Origin of the sequence: Paenibacillus solanacearum (assembly GCF_910593845.1) — a bacterium.
Taxonomy (GTDB): domain Bacteria; phylum Bacillota; class Bacilli; order Paenibacillales; family NBRC-103111; genus Paenibacillus_G; species Paenibacillus_G solanacearum.
In genome coordinates this window covers 137278-154179 of record NZ_CAJVAS010000009.1, presented here as the reverse complement: position 1 = coordinate 154179, position 16902 = coordinate 137278, and the positions used below count along the sequence as shown (strand labels likewise).

Below are 16902 nucleotides of genomic sequence, written 5' to 3'. Positions count from 1 at the left end.
TGCGGAAAAGGCAATGTCCTAAACGGAAATCCATTTTTGACCAAAACACTGGCAATGGTTATGCCATCTGAATAAATCGTAGTATCGGATTGTTGTTACTCTGAATAAGGAGGAACCGTATGAGAATCGTTCACGCGCCCACGGAAATATCGGGGCAGATGCGCACGCTTGTAGGCGGGCTGCGGCAAGCGGGACACCAGGTTAACGGCTATAACTGGTTTCATACGTACTTGAAATACAGCGGAAATATCATTAATACGGATGCGTACGAGTTGATCAAGATGATCGAGCCGCTTGCGGGCTATGCGGATCTGTTTCATTTTCATAACAGCAACAGCCTGCTCGTCAAAAATGCGGATTTGCCCATGCTGCACGGCAAAGGCAAACAAATGGTCATGCATCATTGGGGAAACGACGTGCGCTCTAAGAACGCAACGGCCCGGCTCAACCCGTACCCGATTCCTCCGAGCTATCATACGGATGAGCGCATTCATGAGAACTTGACCTACATCAGCCAATATATAAAGCACGCGATCGTGCAGGATTATGAGCTGTACCCGCATGTCGCCGACTATTACGAGCATGTTCATATGCTGCCGCTGGCCTGCATGCATGAGGAAATTCCTTATGCCTATCCGTCGGCGGATAACAAGAATCCGATGATCATTCACGCTCCGACGAACCGGGAATTCAAAGGCTCGGCCTACGTCGAGAAGGCGATCGACGACCTGAAGCGGACCCATGCCTTCACGTATAGGGCGATTGAGAAGATGAACCATCAGCAGGCGATGCAAATGTATTTGGAGGCGGATATTATCGTCGACCAAATCTTGTGCGGCACTTACGGCATGCTGAGCGTCGAAGCGATGGCGATGGGGAAAGTGGTCGTCGCGTATGTAAGGGATGACGTGCTCGCGAAATTTCCCGATGATTTGCCGATCGTCGTGGCCAATCCCGATACGATTCGCGACGTGCTCCGCAGCCTGATCGAAGACCCGAAGCGGCGAAGAAAAGTTGGAAAAGCCGGGCGTGCCTACGTGGAGAGCTTCCATTCGGTAGACAAAGTCGTTCCGAAGCTGCTCGGCATTTATTCGAAAATCGAGGGAAGGACAGTTGGCGGATGAACAAACTGAATGTTATTCACGCGCCTTTGGAAATCGCCGGACAGGTCGGACTCATTTGCGAATTTCTGAAGAAGCGCGGGATTCGCAGTGTGGGCTACAATTACTTCCCGAACTATTTGGCGTATAACCGGGTGATCAATACGGATTCTTACGAGCTTATGAAAATATTGGACTACGCGGTGAGGGAGTTCGATGTGTTTCATTTCCACAACAGCTATACGTTTCTGGAGGAATTTCGCGATATCCCAATGATCGCGGGCAGCGGGAAGAAAATGATCATGCATCATCGGGGCAACGATGTGCGTTCGCGGACGCGCGCTTCCCGCCATAACGGCTATCACAATCCTTACGTGAACGCGGAATGCTCCCTTCCGGACGAACAAATCGACCGGAACCTGCGTTTCTTCGCCAAAACGATGTCGGCCGCCATCGTACAGGACTATGAACTGTACCATTACGTGGCCGACTATTATGCTGCCGAAGGCAAGCCGGTGTACGTGCTGCCGAGACTGTTCGATCCCGGCAAGGTCGAGCTTCCCGCCCCGCAGGCGCCTTCGGCGGTTCCGCTTGTCGTACATGCGCCGACGAGCCGTGATTTCAAAGGGTCGGAGCCTATTATCCGGACCATGGAACGGCTGCAGAAGGAAGTGCCGCTTCGGTTCCGGCTTGTAGAAGGACTGAGCCATCAAGAGGCGATGCAGCTGTACCGCGAGGCGGACATCGTCATTGACCAGGTGCTCTGCGGCGCTTACGGCAATTTGAGCGTCGAAGGGATGGCGCTTGGCAAAACGGTCGTCTGTTATATCCGCGACGATTTGAAGAGCAAGTATCCGCCTGATTTGCCGATTGTCTCGTGCAGCCCGGATACGTTGTACGAAGGGCTGAAGCCGCTGCTGTTGAACCGTGAGCTGCGGGAACAAAAAGGAAGGCAGGGGGTGGCGTACGTACAAAACCATCATGCTGCGGATAAAGTCATCGATCAACTGATTAGCATTTACGATGGGGTCATGAAAGGGGGCGAGTAGTATGGACGGCCGGAAGGAGCCGGTGTATGGATCAGGCGTTACGTTCGGACAACATGTGGTCATCGAGGAGGATGTGGTGATCGGCGACAATGTCACGATCGGGAACTTTGTCGTGATCAAGCGCGGCACGAGAATCGGCAGCGGCGTTCAAATCGGCGACTTGACCGTACTCGGCAGAGTACCGTTCGCCAACAAAAAAATGGCGCTGAAGCCTCCGGCGGAGCTGGATCCTTTGAACATCGGCAGCAGCGTCAAGATCGGGTGCAGCGTTGTCATTTACCGCGGCGTGACGCTCGGGGATGACGTGCTTGTCGGAGACATGGCGAGCATCAGGGAGCGTGTGTCGGTCGGAGAAAGCAGCATTATCGGCCGCAGCGTCGTAGTGGAGCCGAAGACGGCGATCGGCAGCCGCGTTACGGTGCAAACGTCGTCTTACATTACAAGCGACATGATCATTGAGGATCAGGTGTTTATCGGCCCGTGCTGCTCCACATCGAACGACAAGTACATGGGAGCGGGAAATTACCATCATCAGGGGCCGACGATCAAATTTCAGGCGCGGATCGGCAATAACGCCACATTGCTTCCGGGCATTACGATCGGCGAGCATGCGGTCGTCGGCGCCGGAGCGGTCGTGACCAAAGATGTTCCTCCGGGAATGACCTATGTGGGCAACCCGGCAAGGCCGATCAAGTAAGTGAAACGTCATCTCACAATAAGAGAAGGAGGATGTATCGCGATGACCGGAAGCGCAGAGCGTTTGTTTCGTAAAATAGCTGTCATCGGCCAAGGCTACGTTGGACTGCCGCTGGCCCTTCTGTTTGCCAAGAAAGGTTTCACCGTACTAGGGATTGACGTGGATTCGCGCAAGATCGAAGCGCTGCGTCAGGGCCAAAGCTACTTGCCCGATGTGCGGGACGAAGAGATCGAATCGAGCATAAGCGCGGGTCAGTTTTATCCGACCGACCGTTTCAGCGACGTAACGGAAGCCGATGCGATCGTGATTTGCGTGCCTACGCCGCTGAATACCCAGCATTCTCCCGATCTTACGATACTGGAAAAAGCGGTTGGCGAGCTCGGAACCTATTTGCGCCGGGGGCAGCTTGTCATTCTGGAAAGCTCCACATTTCCCGGAACGACGCGCGACGTCGTTCGGCCGGCGCTCGAGAAAGGGAGCGGCATGACGGCGGGCATCGACTTCTTCATCGGTTACTCGCCGGAGCGGATCGATCCGGGCAATGATAAATTCGGCGTCGAACAAATTCCGAAGGTTGTCAGCGGGCTCAGCGCGGAGTGTCTTGAATATGCCGGCGCCCTCTACAGCCGCATCTTCGACGAGGTGGTGACCGTCTCTTCGCTGGAGGTTGCGGAGCTGACGAAGCTACTGGAGAACTCGCACCGTCTGATCAACATCAGCTTCATCAACGAATTTGCCTCGATCTGCGATGAACTGAACATCGACGTATGGGAGGTCATTGCGGCAGCCAAGACGAAGCCGTTCGGATTTACGCCGTATTATCCGGGGCCGGGCATCGGCGGACACTGCATACCCGTCGATCCGCTTTATTTGCAGTGGAAAGCGCAAAAGTCGGGCGTATGGAGCAAGTTTATTCAAATTGCCGATGAAGTGAACCGGTCCATGCCGGCCTATGTGGCGGACCGTGTGAAAGCCTTGCTGGTCAGGCACTCGGCGCCGGAGCATGCCCATGTGTTTATTTATGGCGTCGCCTATAAGAAGGACATTAACGATGTGCGGGAATCGCCGGCGCTTGAGCTCATTCCGTTGCTCGTACAATCGGGATACGACGTCTCTTATCACGATCCGTACATTCCGGAAATCGAAGCGGCCGGCCGCACGTATCGAAGTGTCGATATGAATGAGGATACGCTGCGCAGCGCGCATTGCGTCATCATTTTTACGGACCATTCGGTTATCCCGGTGGAAGCGATCGTGGCCGCGGCGCGGCTTGTATTCGATACCCGCAACGCCACTTCGGGCGTGCCTCATCACGGGAACGTGATTCGGATGGGAGCCGGCGAAGGGGCGTTGTAAGCTTGACCACCAAACATCCAATTTTCAAATATTGGCTGATTTGACTCAAGCAGCCATTGGCAGTGCGACATATTGTATACAGATTCTGCAGAGAAGGGAGGTGATGCACATGCCACTTATATTGAATGCTTACACCACCACCGCCAATACAACGATCATCGCCGATACGGGAGCGCCTCCAGGATCTCTGCCAACGCCGGCGGTTGTTGTAACCAAAGCTCCCGAAATGCCGTTCATCGATGGAAACGGAACATATATCTTCTCTCCGTTCGACGGCCCGGGGGCAACGGTAACGCTGGAATCCGTATTTGAGATCGGCCCGGGATTGCTTCCGATCTTTACGGTTGGACTTCCGATAACCGTCAATTTCGCCTATGCTGCGAACTTGACGGCGACCAGCTCTGCTGTTCTGGAAGCGGTCAACTTGCTCGGTATTGTCGTTCTGACGGTTCCGTTGTTCACTGGCGTAACGAACGGCGGGAACAATCAGAATGTAGCCATCGGATCCGGTGACGCCCTGTTGCTGGCTACGCTGCTGCCGACGCTGGAGACGATGACGATAACGGTCACGACGACGGTAACCGCGCCGGAGGTTGTACCGTATCCGTTCGAGTCGGACGGTTCTTATCTTGGCAACCTTCGCGTCCAAGCGCTTGCCGTACTGTAATCTGATGGTAGCCGCTCGAATGCTGCATTCGAGCGGTTTTTCATATGTCCGGTTCCGCTGGGAAGCATCGAGTTAATAAGCCATACCCGGATAGTGGGCTTTCGTATACGTTCCGCGAATGAACGCATGCAGCCGCTCGTAATCGTCAGGCCGCGACTCGATCAGGTCGCGCAGCGTTTGATTCGGAAACTGGTAGACAAGAAGAGCGTCATGCATATAGCCGTTTTTTTCGGGGAGGCCGTGGTTCAAGTAATCGAGCAGATGCGTATCGTTATATAGAACGCCCTTCCCGCAAATGATCTGAAACCCCGCACGCGTCATTTTGGCGAACAACGCGGCTTGATCGAGCCATTCGACGCCATAACCGGCATTGCCGTAATAATTCGGATGGACCGCAGCAGCGTCAAAACCGAGCTGTGCGTACTTCAAGGCACCTTGCCCTCCGTAATGGGGGAGCCATATCGCTTGGAATCCTTTGGCATGAACATCATGATTCGTCCGTTTGACCAGAGGCTCGTCGCCGGCGTCGATCGACGCCCTTGGCCAAAGAAAGCCGCGAAAATGGATATGGCCGGCAAGTCCCGCCTCGCCTGCCAACCGATCCGAGAAGCGGTCGATCCACCACGCAACGGCCGCATAACGCTCCTCTTCCGTTCGAAAGTCCAGGCGCTTCCCGCCCACCAGGCCGAAATCCGACTGCTGCGGGTGTGGATAAGGGATCGACACCCATACGTCGAACGGCGGCCCGTCCGCTAGCGAGCATAGAGCGTCCAAATTATGGCCGGGAGCAAAGATGTCGTCAATCCATTGCAGCCAATCGTCCCGATCCGCAGGCGTGCCGAAAGCGGCATACATCGGATACAGAAAACGACCGGGTCTGGAGCGGATGCCGCTGAGTATAAAGCCGCCGAACATGGGCTCTGCAGGCTTTCCAGATCGCGTGCAGCATACATATGGCGCAAGGTCGAACGCGGTCCAGCGGCTTACGTCGTGCGGGGTACGTCCGCCAAGCGGCAGCACGCACAGATGGTTGCGCCACGCAAGCGATGCCGGAGAGAAATAACCGCCGGGGGATGCGGTCGACATACGAAGGTTCACGCCTTTCCCGAATTGGATTTACGTCTACAGTATATGTGCGGAGAAGCAAAAAGGTTTTACCGCAATCCGCGGATAACGGGGGGAGCAGATTGAAGATTGTGCACGCGCCTATGGAAATCGGCGGTCAGATCGGCTTGTTCTGCAAAACGTTGAACGAGGAGGGGCATCAGGCGGTCGGTTTTCAATTTTACCGGACGTTTCACGGCTTTACCGACCATATCGTCCCTACGGATCAATACGAGCTGATGAGCCTGTTCGGCGAGCTGATGGACGACTTCGATTTATTTCATTTTCATTTTACGATGTCGATCGTACCCGGCTACGGCGATCTGGATCTGCTGGCGAAGGCGGGAAAGCCGATGGTCATGCATCATTGGGGCAATGACGTGAGACGAAGCAGCATCGCCTCCTTGCGCAATCCGTATGTCGTTACAGGGCGTTCGCCGAAGGAGGAGCAAATTCATGAGCGGCTGTCGCGGGTCGGCGCGGTCATTCCGGTCGGCATCGTGCAGGATTATGAAGTGTACGACTACGTGAAGCCGTATTACAACGAGGTTCACGTGCTGCCGCTGGCGGTCGATCTGGATCGGCTCCGGCCGGCGTATCCGAAGGAGGAAGAGCAGTGTCCGCTCGTCGTCCATGCGCCGACCGATCCGGCGTTCAAGGGGACGGCCATCGTCGAGCGCATCGTCGGGGAGCTGCAGCGGGAATGCCCGCTGCGCTACCGGCGCATCGAGCGGATGCGGCATGCGGAGGCGGTCGCGCTGTACCGCGAGGCCGATATCGTCATCGACCAGCTGTTATGCGGCTCCTACGGCCTGCTGAGCGTGGAGGCGATGGCGCTCGGCAAGCCGGCCGTTGCATTCGTGCGGGACGACTTGCTCGGCACATTCCCGGGGGGCTCCCCGCCGATCTGCAGCGCGAATCCGGATACCCTGTACGACGTGTTGAAGACGCTGCTCCGGTCGGGGAGCCTCCGGAGGCAGAAAGGAATCGAGGGGCGTGCCTATGCCGAAGCGCATCATGACCGCCGCGCCGTCACCCGGCAGCTGCTTCGGCTGTACAGCCGGGTCGCCGGCATGGCGAGATGATTCTGCTTGCCGATGCGCTGCGGACAGCAATATTGTTGTAATATTGCACAACGCAGCGAGAGAAGGGACCGGGCGGATTCATTATAATGAGATCAGCGGTATTTCGATGAATCGATGCTCCGGAAAGGGGAACGGTGATGAACGGCGTCGGACGACGAAACAAGCGGCGAGGCGCGATCGCGCTGCTGGCCGCAGCGGCGATGTGCCTGCTGGCGCTGCTATGGGCCGGACAGCGGGAGAAGCCGGCGGCGGTGAAGGGGGATGGCGCTATGCAGCCGGATTATGCAAGGTACATTACAGAAACATTCGAGGATTTGACGAAGAAAGTGGACTTCGAGGTGGTGCGCAAACGAATATACCAGTCGAGCACCGCCTCGATCGATACGCGCAAATCAACTAATTTCGCTGCGTTATCGTGGCGGATGTATGCGCTGACCGGCAAGCAGGACTATCTCGATTACAGCAAAAAAACATGGGATATGCTGTTCGAGGAATGGCGCAAACATCCCGATTTGTATAAGAAATCGCCGTACAATTCGTTTTTCATCGGCGAATCGCTGATGATCGCCTACGCAGGCTTGAAGCAGAAGGGACTCGTTTCTGCGGAAGACGAAGCGATGCTCCAAGACGCCCTCAAGGTGACGAACGTATACCAGCCGGGCGACCATAACCAGGCGTTATCGCGCATCGTCGGCACGCTTCGTTCGCTGGCCGCCTTCCCGGGCCATCCGGATGCGGGAGCTTGGCGGAGCAACGTGGAGCGCGGCTGGAACAACTGGTACCGCAACAAGGACATTACGGAGAATGCTAGCGGCTACATGTCGATCAGTCTGATGCAGGTAATCAAGATCGCCAAGCTGCGGGGAGCAGAGCAGGAGCTGCAGAACCCTGAGGTGCGCCATATGTTTACCCGCTATCGCGATATGATCGCCCCGTCGGGAGCGATACCGGAATACGGGGACGATTATTTTATGGAATGGACGAACTGGATGTACGTCTTCGAGAGTGCGGCCCGCTTGTACAACGACCCGAGCTTCTTGACGGCGGCGGCGAACGTCTTCCGGTTCGGAACCGCCCATTATCCGCTTGCCAGTCATCCGTCCGACTTCAGCGCGAATCTGGATCAGTTGACCTCGCTGTTCTGGATGAGTGACCTGCTGTATCTCGAACCGGCGAGCTTGAAGCCGGCGGAGTGGCCGCGGGCAAGCGCCGTGCTGCATCGAAGCGAGCCCGGCAACCCGAAAGCCGCGGATAAGCTTATGTTATCCGCTTCCGGCAAGCCCGGCGCTCCATTCGTCATGAGCGAGCTGTTCGGCCGGGGAAGCCATGCCCATACGAATCGCACGGGAGCGATTCAATATTACGAGACGGGCGGCATCCCGCTTTATCATGGGATGGCCCGCCACAATAAAGGAGCGACCGATTCGAACATCGTCGCGATGCTGCCGCAGATCAGCTCGCATAATTATCCTTACGGCGAAACGAAGTTCGAGCCGGATACGTGGTACACCGAGTCGATTCCTTCGCAGCTGCTCCGTTTGTATGAAGAAGCGGACGGAGCGGAAGGTAGCACGAAGGCGACCTTCAAGGAGCTGACGCTGCGCCTGGATGCGGGGACGAGCGATGCCAGCCAGCCGTTCGAGCTGATCATCGATAACTTGCGGCTGGAAGGGCCGGCCGGCGTACGGATCATCGACGATTTCGAGACGCTCGGCGCCAGGTGGACGCGTCCGGATCAGCCGTATGCGCTATCGCCGGACAGCACAAGCGGCCAGGCGGCGCTTCGAGTGACGATCAAGCCGAAAGCCTCGCTGTTTTACTCGACGCGGGAACGGTACGACTTAACGTTCGACGTAAGAGATTACACGACGATCAAGTACGATTGGAAGTACAAAGCGCCGGCGCGGACGATTTCGTTCATTTTCCGGCCGAACAACGACTCCGGCCTCGACACGAAGCCCGGCGACCTCAATATCATGCCGGCCGTCTTAAGCCCGCGTGCTGAAGACAAGGCGCAGGACAGCTATGGTGAGTATACGCTGAACAATTATTTCGGCTTCGATACGACGCTTACGCGAAAAATCGTGCTGACGGCGGAAGGCTATCTGATCGTGCAGGACCGGCTGCAGCCGGGCAAGTCGACGGACGGCTATGCCGCCGGCCCTGTCTGGCAGCAATATTCCGCGGGCGACCGGGGCGACAACTGGTTCGACTCGCAGGGCGAGATGAAGACGGCCGCCGGCCAGCGTCTCCCGTGGAAGGCGCTTGACGGTACGTCGGTTCCGGCACGGAACGTGCTGACGTACTTCGAGCGGGCGGAAGAGCGCGCCTTCGGCATACATAAGGCGTCGGTCACCAATAATCCGACGCCCGCTGCGACCGTGTACGCGAAGCAGCCTGTGCACGCGGGGCAGCCGGTCACCTTCGTGTCGGTGCTGGTGCCGCATGCGCCCGAAGAAGCGGCTGCCGATACGGCTGCCCGCATCTCGGTCCAGACGGCCGGGACCGGCGGCTTGAACTCTCTCGTGACAATTCAACCGTCCGGCAGCGGCTCAAGGCCCGTGACGATTCGCATCGATGCCGTAGATTGGAGCGTCAAGCGCGAATAGCGGTACTGAGCGAAGTGTGGCCTGACGATACGCAACTAGCCGAAAGAACGCTTCCCACATCTCTTCAAGACGAGGGCGGAGGCGTTCTTTTGCCGTTCGGCCGGGATCAAGCGCTGCCGGCGCATTTAATGACGGCGTAGCCGTTGTTCAATCGGCCGGATTGAACTATAATGAGAAAGGCACGCTCCATGGCATCTTGTATGAACATGCGAACGGTTTTGTCCCAGGTCTGGTCCTCAAAGGCGGAATATTCCGATTTCGTCTAAAGGGTTGAATATTGGGGCAAAACGGTATTATAATAAAACGTCATCCAAACGTGAGCGACCGCAATCACATGAATAAGAAAACACAATCACCGGGGGGAAAAGAAGTGGAAACGCCAACGTCAACACTGGAACAGCCAACGCAGAACATACGAATTTGGGAATGCGTAGAGAAAGAATGCATTGCCTGGGTTCGCGAGGAATTCGTCACCGAGGCTGTGCCTGCATGCCCATTATGCAAAAGCGCGATGGTGCGAAGCGAGAGGCTTGTGCCGCTGGCCAAGAAAAAAGTAAACCGCACATTTTTATTAGGCAGAAGACGGTAATTGTACATACGCATAAGCCGGTCCCCTTGACCGCTGCGCCACCGCAGGGCGGGGGAACAGCACGTACGGCCAAGCTCTCTATTCGGTTGCAGAACCGATGGGGAGCTTTTTACGTTGTGTCTATGCGTGGTTCGTCAGCCAGGGAAAAAATGAGTAATAGTCATTTTGGAACGACCGGGCGAAGCGGCATATAGGGTATACTGGTTAAAAACGGTGACAGCCTTGACGCATCTGCGTTAACGGCTGAATATCATCCATGCCGGAGGAGGAGATACATAGTGAAATCATTCAAGCCGGAAATGACGATCGAACGCGCCCGGCACCATTTGCAGACGATCGAGCCCATGGCGATTGAGGGTCTCGCCCCGATTGAAATGGGGGAGCTTAGCAAAGTGTTCCGCTATCAGGCAGGGACGCGAAGCTTTGTCATTCATTTTAAAAGCAGTCAAGAGACGGTCGATAAAGTTAAGCTCATATCCGAACGCTATTCGCCGGAACTGCCGATCCCGCGGATCGTCAAGGTCGGCACCTGCGACGGACTGCCTTATACGATAACGGAAGAAGCGGCCGGAGCGCCGGTCATTGCGCAGGGCAAAGAAGAAATTATCCGCGTCATCCCGGACCTGATTCAGCGGTTCGCCGCGATGAACCGGATTCGCGTCGACGATACGAGCGGCTTCGGCTGGATCACGCCTTCGGGAGAATCATCATCGGCTGCGTGGGCCGATTGGCTCGCGTCCTCGTTTAAGGAAGAGCAGGAAGGATTTCATGAGGGCTGGACGGCGCTGTTCGAGAGCAGCTTTCTGGAAAAGGACGTATTCGATCGGGTGTACGAGACGATGATCGGCCTTGCGCAATATGCGCCCCAAGAGCGGTACCTCGTTCACGGAGACTTCCATCTCGGCAACATGCTGTCGGATAATGGCCGGATAACGGCGATCGTCGATTGGGAGATGGCGATGTACGGCGATTTCATGTTCGACGCGGCGGTGCTGCATTTGTGGGTTCCCCAGATCAAGTTTCCGCAGCGGCTGCTGGAGCATTGGGAGCGGGAGGGGAAGGAAATCCCCCATTTCGAGGAACGGCTGGTGTGCTATCAGCTGTTCAAAGGGCTGGACGGGCTGCGCTTTTATGCCAAGAAGGACCATAAGCCAAGCTACGACTTCATGAAGTCCAAGGTCATCGAGCTGCTCAAGCAAGCGGAATAAGCTGGCGCCTTGCGCGGGAGGCCTGAATGCAAGCCTTGTGCCTGCGATCAGGCCCGCTAGTGCGATAAAAAGCTATTGTCAAGTATAAAGGCGTATAGTATAATCAATGTGAGGAAAGCGCTTAACTAACCTTTGTTTAATTGCTCGGTTGGATTGAACGAAGGTTTTTATCAAAGGACTAGGGTAAGCGCTTTCGTCAACTGGCGAACAAGTTCACCAACAAGTCAATCCAACCAGGCAAGAGCGAGGGAACCGATGAACACCACGATTATTGACATTGCGAGGCATGCAGGCGTTTCCAAGTCGACCGTTTCGCGCGTCATTTCCGGGAAAGGCTATACGAGTCCCGAGGTGCGCGAGAAAGTGCTGCATGCGGCCGAGGAGCTGCAGTATAAGCCGAACGCGCTGGCACGGGCGATGGTGTCCCAACGGACATTCAATATCGGCATCATCATTTACAGGAAACATTATCCGATCGTGTCGCACCCGATCTACGGTAAAATCGTCGACGCCATTTTGGCGGCCGCCGAGTCCTTGAACTATTCCGTCTTCGTCTCCACGGACAAAGAGATGTCGCAGCGCACCGCCGACTACATGCTCGAGAAGCGGGTCGACGGGCTCGTCCTGATCAGCCGGCTGAGCCAGGAAATGATCGGTTACATCGACGGCTTCGGCATTCCGTATGTGATGGTGAACGGGACGGTGGAGAACAACAGCGTGATCCAGATCGTCAACGACGACCGGAAAGGCGGCGCGATCGCTGCGGATCATCTGTATGCGCTGGGCCACCGGAAGATCGGCGTCATTGCCGGACCGCAGGACCATCGAAGCCATCATTTGCGCTATGAAGGGTTTATGCGGCGGCTCCGCGAGCTGGGCTGCACCGCAGAGGAGCGGCATGTCGCATTTTCTTCGCAGTCGACATTCGACGAAGGAGCAGCTTGTTTTCACCGAATGTGGGAACGTTCCCACAGTGCGCTGCCGACCGCGATCTTTGCGACCAACGACATGCTTGCGCTGGGCTCCATGCGGGTCATGCAGGAGAGAGGACTGCGCATACCGCAAGACATTTCCGTGATCGGCTCGGATAATATCGATTTCGCAAGCTACTCCAATCCGCCGCTTACGACGGTGCATACCGAGAAGGATCGGATGGGACGCGATGCCGTGCATATGCTGAACCGTCTCATTCAGAAGCTGGAGCTTCATCCGCAGCGAGTCGGTTACGAGCCGAAGCTGGTCGTTCGGGGTACGACCGGGCCTTCTCCAAGTGCCGGATAGCATCCGGACACAGCCCTTTGAATAAATGTAAGCCTTTACAAAATCGGAGGTGGTGGTATGTAGCTCATGATTGCGGGAGCGATCGCATGATTACGAAAAGCATACGATGATCATTATTGGAGGGGTAAACAAATGAAAAAGAAAGCGGGCTTACTGAAGCTGGCATTACCGCTAGTCCTCATTTCACTCTCAGCATGCAGCGGCGCACCGTCCGGACAAGGGACGAAGGGAACGGCAAAACCGGAAGATACGAAACCGCCGGCGCCGCCGGAACCCGTCACCTTGACCATCACCAATCATAAGAGCGTAGGATTTACCGAGAAAGATTTCCAGACGTATTTCGTCGAGCCGGTTGCCAAAAAATACCCTCACATTAAACTCGAATATATTAAGCCGGACAAGGGGACGGAACTGGAGGACCTGATCGCCGCGGGCAAAACGCCGGACCTCATCTTCGCCAGCAACGGTTACTTCGCACTGCTGAAACAGCTCGACATTATGCAGGACATGAATGAATATGTGAAAAAATATAAGGTCGATTTGTCCATTTACGATCAGCCGATTCTGGAGCGGATCAAACAGGCGGGGGACAAGGGCGAGCTGTACTCGATTCCGTTCTCGCTCAACTACGGCATGATGCTGTACAACAAAGATATTTTCGATAAATTCGGTGTTCCGTATCCGAAAGACATTATGAGTTTCGAAGAAATTCTTCCCATCGCGCAAAAAATCAACCGGACGGAAAACGGAATCCAATATGTCGGCTTTGAACCGCAAAATGCCGATACGATTTCAGGCCAACTAGGCATTCCGGCTGTTGGCGCCGACGACAAGCCGAATTTCGATAAGCCCGAGTACAAGAGAGTGTTCGATTTTCTGAAGCAGGTATACGACCTGCCCGGCCAAATCGGTCCGAACGGCAAGCATAACTGGGGCCGAAACGGATTCCTGAAGGATCAAAACCTGGCGATGTTCCTCGAGTGGACGAACGATGCCGCCGCTCCGCTGGAAGAAGCGTCGAAGTCCGGCTTCAACAGCTGGGATATTTCCGCGCTGCCGAACTTCAAAGATAAGCTCGGTAACGGGCGGCCGGTCGATTCGCATATGACGTTCATTTCCAAATCGAGCAAGCATAAGGAAGAAGCGTTCCAGGTCATTCTCGAATCCGTCTCCCGGGAAACGCAAATGCGGGTCAGCGCCAATGCTCGGATCAGCTCCATACCGGACAAAACGATCCAGGCGAACTACGCCAAAAATTTTGAAAGCTACAAAGGGAAAAAAGTGCAGAACATCTTCCTGACGAAGCAGACGCCGCAGCAAAAATCGTCCAATTACGGCTCCAAAGCGTCGAGCATTGTTCGCGAGGAGCAAAAGAACATGGCGCTCGGGCTGAAGGACGTCAATACGGCGCTTAAAGATGCGCAGGAACGTGCACTCAAAAATGTCGAGGAAGAAAAGTCAAAGTAAGGAAGCAACGATACGCGTCATTCGCAAAAACCCGGCCGGCGGCCGGTTTTTTGCGTTTTATATGATAACTCAACTTTCGTCTGAACCAATGCCATAGGGGAATCTTTAAAATGGTTTCTGAGTAGTTACAAGAGTCCTATCAGATTGAAAAGCATAAACGTAGAATGTAGCATGCTTCTGCGTTTGAAGGTAGGATGCATGAAGCTGGAATATCGATACAGAAAGGAGGGTGAAAGTATGTCTATTGATGACTTAATTATAAACGGTAGCTTTGAAACCGGGACATTAGCCCCGTGGACCGGATCCAGTGCGTCGATTACAAGTCAATATTCCCATGCAGGCTCTTATTCTGCAAGACTGGCAGGTGGCAATGCGAATTCCTTTGTATTCCAATTTGTCCCTGTACAAGCTAATAATCGGTATGAATTTATCGCTTCACTTTCAAAGATTGGAGCAGCACTTAGCCCAATTATTAGCATCTCGGTGGGTTATTACGATGCCGCGTCTACCTTTCTTGGCTACGGGTTGATTATTACTATACCATCAGGCAGGCTTCCTATCGCAGACAACGGCGAGTGGTTGGAGATCTACGGGAATACGAGTGCTGCACCGGCTGGAGCAACACAAGCGCTTATATTAATTAATAAGCTGCCTCAAGCCGGAAGCCCAGATGTGTTAACCGACGATGTTGAGTTGTTGGAAGTGAATGTGATTGGAGTACCGGGAGCGACAGGAGCTACAGGAGTCACAGGGGCAACGGGAGCGGCAGGAGCCACGGGAGCGACAGGGGCAACGGGAGCGGCAGGAGCGACAGGAGCCACCGGAGCGACAGGAGCAATAGGAGCCACCGGAGCCACAGGGGCTACAGGGGCTACAGGAGTCACAGGAGTGACAGGGGCAACAGGTCCAGCAGGAGGAGCGACGGGAGCAACAGGAGCAACAGGTCCGCAAGGTCCGACAGGTCCTACGGGGTCAGTAGAACCAAATCCGTTTCATGTGTATGTTCAGGCGGGAGCCGTAGGTGGCAACGGGACGCAAGCAAATCCGTTTGGAACGATTCAAGAAGGTGTTACAGCGGTATCTCCGACTGGAACGGTTCACATCTTGGGAGGAACTTACCTCGTTAGCTCGACTATAACTGTCAATAAACAAGGGGTAATTATTAAAGGATATCCTGATACTCTGATTGTACTGCAAGCGGCTGTTATTGCATTCCTGGTTACGGGGGAAGGGGTCACGATTCAAGGGCTGACGGTTACGAGTGATAATCCGTATGCTATTGAGTTTATACAGTTTGCCGGAACAAATCATAAATTGATTGACAATGTGATTTATGGTCCGCCACAGGCAGGAGATTCATCCAACTGGGTCGTCAATCGCGGCTTTGTTTCTCAAGGAAATGTGACGAACTTAATAGTACAAGATAATATATTGTATTCTCTTCGACAGCCTGCTTATCTAAATCCGAACTCAACAGGGTTTATCATCAATAACGTTGTCTTTAATTCAAGAGGCTGGGTCGTTGATAGGGCCATATTTGTATTCTCAGGTAACTCGTGGGGAATTCCAGAAAATGCCGTCGATATTGCATTATTGATCGGTACACCAACTGGAGCGCCATACGATCCACTAACAGCTTTAAGTAATAATAATAGTAATGCAACGATCAGTGATCAAAGATAGAGACGCTATACAAGTAAAGTAAACCTTCTACCTACTAAGGAGCGAGAAGGTTTTTTGTTTTCTTAAGGCAAGGTCGCCTGCTCCGGCGAATCCGGCTCATGGGCCGTTAGCCGCTTTTTGCGAAATTCGGACGGGGTGCAGTCATTGTACCGCTTGAAAATGCGGATGAACTGGGTCGCGTTCGGAAAGCCGGATTGGATGCCGATATCGGCGACGCCGAGCGGCTTGGTCAGCAGCAGGCGCTCGGATGCTTTAATACGCCGCAAATGCAAATAATCGACGAACGACATGCCGATCTGCTGCTGGAAGTATTTGATAAAGTAGTGATATTCCAGATGGACCAGCGGGAGCACGTCCTGGATGCGAATCGGTTCGGTGTAACGGGCTTCCACATAATCGAGCACAGGCTTCAACCTTTGCCAGTCGGGAGGAGACATGGGGGCGGGGGAGACCGCGTGGCGTACGATCAGGGCGAGCAGCTGCTTGAATGCACCGCTGACGGCTAGCTCGTAGCCCGCTCCCATTTCGCTCGCTTCGTTATAAATGCCGAGCAGCAGCCGGAACATCGCTTCCTTTGCGGCTGGCTTGTCATTCAGAGCATCGTTTACGCAATCGAGCGGTTCCGACAGCTCTAATAACAGCGGCGCAAAATCTTTGGCGTAGGAATCCAGCTGAGCGAGCATATCGAATTGCAGTACAATTTGTTTGACTTGTTCCGTCCGACGGGTCCGGTGCAGCCGGGTAGAGCCGATCAATAGCAAGTCGCCGCCCTGCAGCTTATATGTGCGTTCGACCGTTTCCACCAGCATCATGCCTTCCAGCAAGAGGATCATTTCCACCTCTTTATGATAATGCCATCGATTCCACGGGTCGGACGGCAGAGCGGGGAACTCCAAGTCCCAAATTTTGTAGCGCAGCAGCGGATGATGGTAATTGACGTGTTCGTTCCTTGCCGTTTCCTCCATCGCTAACGCCTCCCTTTCACAAAAGACAGTTTTGTACGATGA

Annotated in this window: 14 protein-coding genes; 12 read left to right on the top strand and 2 right to left on the bottom strand. The window is 54.7% G+C overall.

Features of this window, described 5'->3' with window-relative positions; all coding sequences use genetic code 11:
• The first annotated feature begins 119 nt into the window (after window positions 1-119).
• The 5 genes from KXG62_RS12660 (at window position 120) to KXG62_RS12640 (ending at window position 4869) form a co-directional block, all read left to right on the top strand.
• A complete protein-coding gene (locus KXG62_RS12660; RefSeq protein ID WP_218092337.1) occupies window positions 120-1124 on the top strand; it encodes a glycosyltransferase in 1005 nt (334 codons plus the stop codon).
• Window positions 1121-2149 (top strand): glycosyltransferase family protein, encoded by a 1029-nt coding sequence (locus KXG62_RS12655; protein WP_218092336.1) that lies wholly within the window; start codon window positions 1121-1123, stop codon window positions 2147-2149. The genes KXG62_RS12660 and KXG62_RS12655 overlap by 4 nt, the downstream gene beginning before the upstream one ends.
• Window position 2150: 1 nt before the next feature.
• Window positions 2151-2846: a DapH/DapD/GlmU-related protein gene (locus KXG62_RS12650; RefSeq protein WP_218092335.1), complete on the top strand. Its 696-nt coding sequence runs from the start codon at window positions 2151-2153 to the stop codon at window positions 2844-2846.
• 42 nt (window positions 2847-2888) lie between these two features.
• Window positions 2889-4202 (top strand): nucleotide sugar dehydrogenase, encoded by a 1314-nt coding sequence (locus KXG62_RS12645; protein WP_218092334.1) that lies wholly within the window; start codon window positions 2889-2891, stop codon window positions 4200-4202.
• A 109-nt stretch (window positions 4203-4311) separates the two neighbouring features.
• Window positions 4312-4869 (top strand): hypothetical protein, encoded by a 558-nt coding sequence (locus KXG62_RS12640; RefSeq protein WP_218092333.1) that lies wholly within the window; start codon window positions 4312-4314, stop codon window positions 4867-4869.
• 72 nt (window positions 4870-4941) lie between these two features.
• Here KXG62_RS12640 and KXG62_RS12635 read toward each other — a convergent pair whose 3' ends face one another.
• Complete coding sequence (locus KXG62_RS12635) at window positions 4942-5955, bottom strand: DUF4855 domain-containing protein (RefSeq protein ID WP_218092332.1); 1014 nt, start codon at window positions 5953-5955, stop codon at window positions 4942-4944.
• Between the two features lie 101 nt (window positions 5956-6056).
• Here KXG62_RS12635 and KXG62_RS12630 point away from each other — a divergent pair, with 101 nt between their 5' ends.
• The 7 genes from KXG62_RS12630 to KXG62_RS12600 all read left to right on the top strand — a co-directional run bounded on the left by KXG62_RS12630 (window position 6057) and on the right by KXG62_RS12600 (window position 15895).
• Complete coding sequence (locus KXG62_RS12630; RefSeq protein ID WP_218092331.1) at window positions 6057-7058, top strand: glycosyltransferase family protein; 1002 nt, start codon at window positions 6057-6059, stop codon at window positions 7056-7058.
• Window positions 7059-7195: 137 nt separating this feature from the next.
• Entirely contained in the window at window positions 7196-9667 is a 2472-nt protein-coding gene (locus KXG62_RS12625) for a hypothetical protein (RefSeq protein ID WP_218092330.1), read from the top strand.
• 334 nt (window positions 9668-10001) lie between these two features.
• Window positions 10002-10256, top strand: a complete 255-nt coding sequence (locus KXG62_RS12620) for a cold-inducible protein YdjO-related protein (RefSeq protein WP_218092329.1) — start codon at window positions 10002-10004, stop codon at window positions 10254-10256.
• A 278-nt stretch (window positions 10257-10534) separates the two neighbouring features.
• Window positions 10535-11464 carry a phosphotransferase family protein gene (locus tag KXG62_RS12615; RefSeq protein WP_218092328.1) on the top strand — a complete coding sequence of 310 codons (930 nt, stop codon included), beginning with the start codon at window positions 10535-10537 and terminating at the stop codon, window positions 11462-11464.
• 132 nt (window positions 11465-11596) lie between these two features.
• Entirely contained in the window at window positions 11597-12745 is a 1149-nt protein-coding gene (locus KXG62_RS12610) for a LacI family DNA-binding transcriptional regulator (RefSeq protein ID WP_343223470.1), read from the top strand.
• A 132-nt stretch (window positions 12746-12877) separates the two neighbouring features.
• Window positions 12878-14212: an ABC transporter substrate-binding protein gene (locus tag KXG62_RS12605; protein ID WP_218092326.1), complete on the top strand. Its 1335-nt coding sequence runs from the start codon at window positions 12878-12880 to the stop codon at window positions 14210-14212.
• Between the two features lie 237 nt (window positions 14213-14449).
• A complete protein-coding gene (locus KXG62_RS12600) occupies window positions 14450-15895 on the top strand; it encodes an NTTRR-F1 domain (RefSeq protein ID WP_218092325.1) in 1446 nt (481 codons plus the stop codon).
• A gap of 62 nt (window positions 15896-15957) precedes the next feature.
• Here KXG62_RS12600 and KXG62_RS12595 read toward each other — a convergent pair whose 3' ends face one another.
• Window positions 15958-16860: an AraC family transcriptional regulator gene (locus tag KXG62_RS12595; protein ID WP_218092324.1), complete on the bottom strand. Its 903-nt coding sequence runs from the start codon at window positions 16858-16860 to the stop codon at window positions 15958-15960.
• Window positions 16861-16902: the final 42 nt, after the last annotated feature.

What these genes read in the sequence shown, in the direction of transcription:
- KXG62_RS12660 (WP_218092337.1), top strand. Translation starts at nt 120, where the DNA reads ATGAGAATCGTTCACGCGCCCACGGAAATATCGGGGCAGATGCGCACG.
- KXG62_RS12655 (WP_218092336.1), top strand. Translation starts at nt 1,121, where the DNA reads ATGAACAAACTGAATGTTATTCACGCGCCTTTGGAAATCGCCGGACAG.
- KXG62_RS12650 (WP_218092335.1), top strand. Translation starts at nt 2,151, where the DNA reads ATGGACGGCCGGAAGGAGCCGGTGTATGGATCAGGCGTTACGTTCGGA.
- KXG62_RS12645 (WP_218092334.1), top strand. Translation starts at nt 2,889, where the DNA reads ATGACCGGAAGCGCAGAGCGTTTGTTTCGTAAAATAGCTGTCATCGGC.
- KXG62_RS12640 (WP_218092333.1), top strand. Translation starts at nt 4,312, where the DNA reads ATGCCACTTATATTGAATGCTTACACCACCACCGCCAATACAACGATC.
- KXG62_RS12635 (WP_218092332.1), bottom strand. Translation starts at nt 5,955, where the DNA reads ATGTCGACCGCATCCCCCGGCGGTTATTTCTCTCCGGCATCGCTTGCG.
- KXG62_RS12625 (WP_218092330.1), top strand. Translation starts at nt 7,196, where the DNA reads ATGAACGGCGTCGGACGACGAAACAAGCGGCGAGGCGCGATCGCGCTG.
- KXG62_RS12620 (WP_218092329.1), top strand. Translation starts at nt 10,002, where the DNA reads ATGAATAAGAAAACACAATCACCGGGGGGAAAAGAAGTGGAAACGCCA.
- KXG62_RS12605 (WP_218092326.1), top strand. Translation starts at nt 12,878, where the DNA reads ATGAAAAAGAAAGCGGGCTTACTGAAGCTGGCATTACCGCTAGTCCTC.
- KXG62_RS12600 (WP_218092325.1), top strand. Translation starts at nt 14,450, where the DNA reads ATGTCTATTGATGACTTAATTATAAACGGTAGCTTTGAAACCGGGACA.
- KXG62_RS12595 (WP_218092324.1), bottom strand. Translation starts at nt 16,860, where the DNA reads ATGGAGGAAACGGCAAGGAACGAACACGTCAATTACCATCATCCGCTG.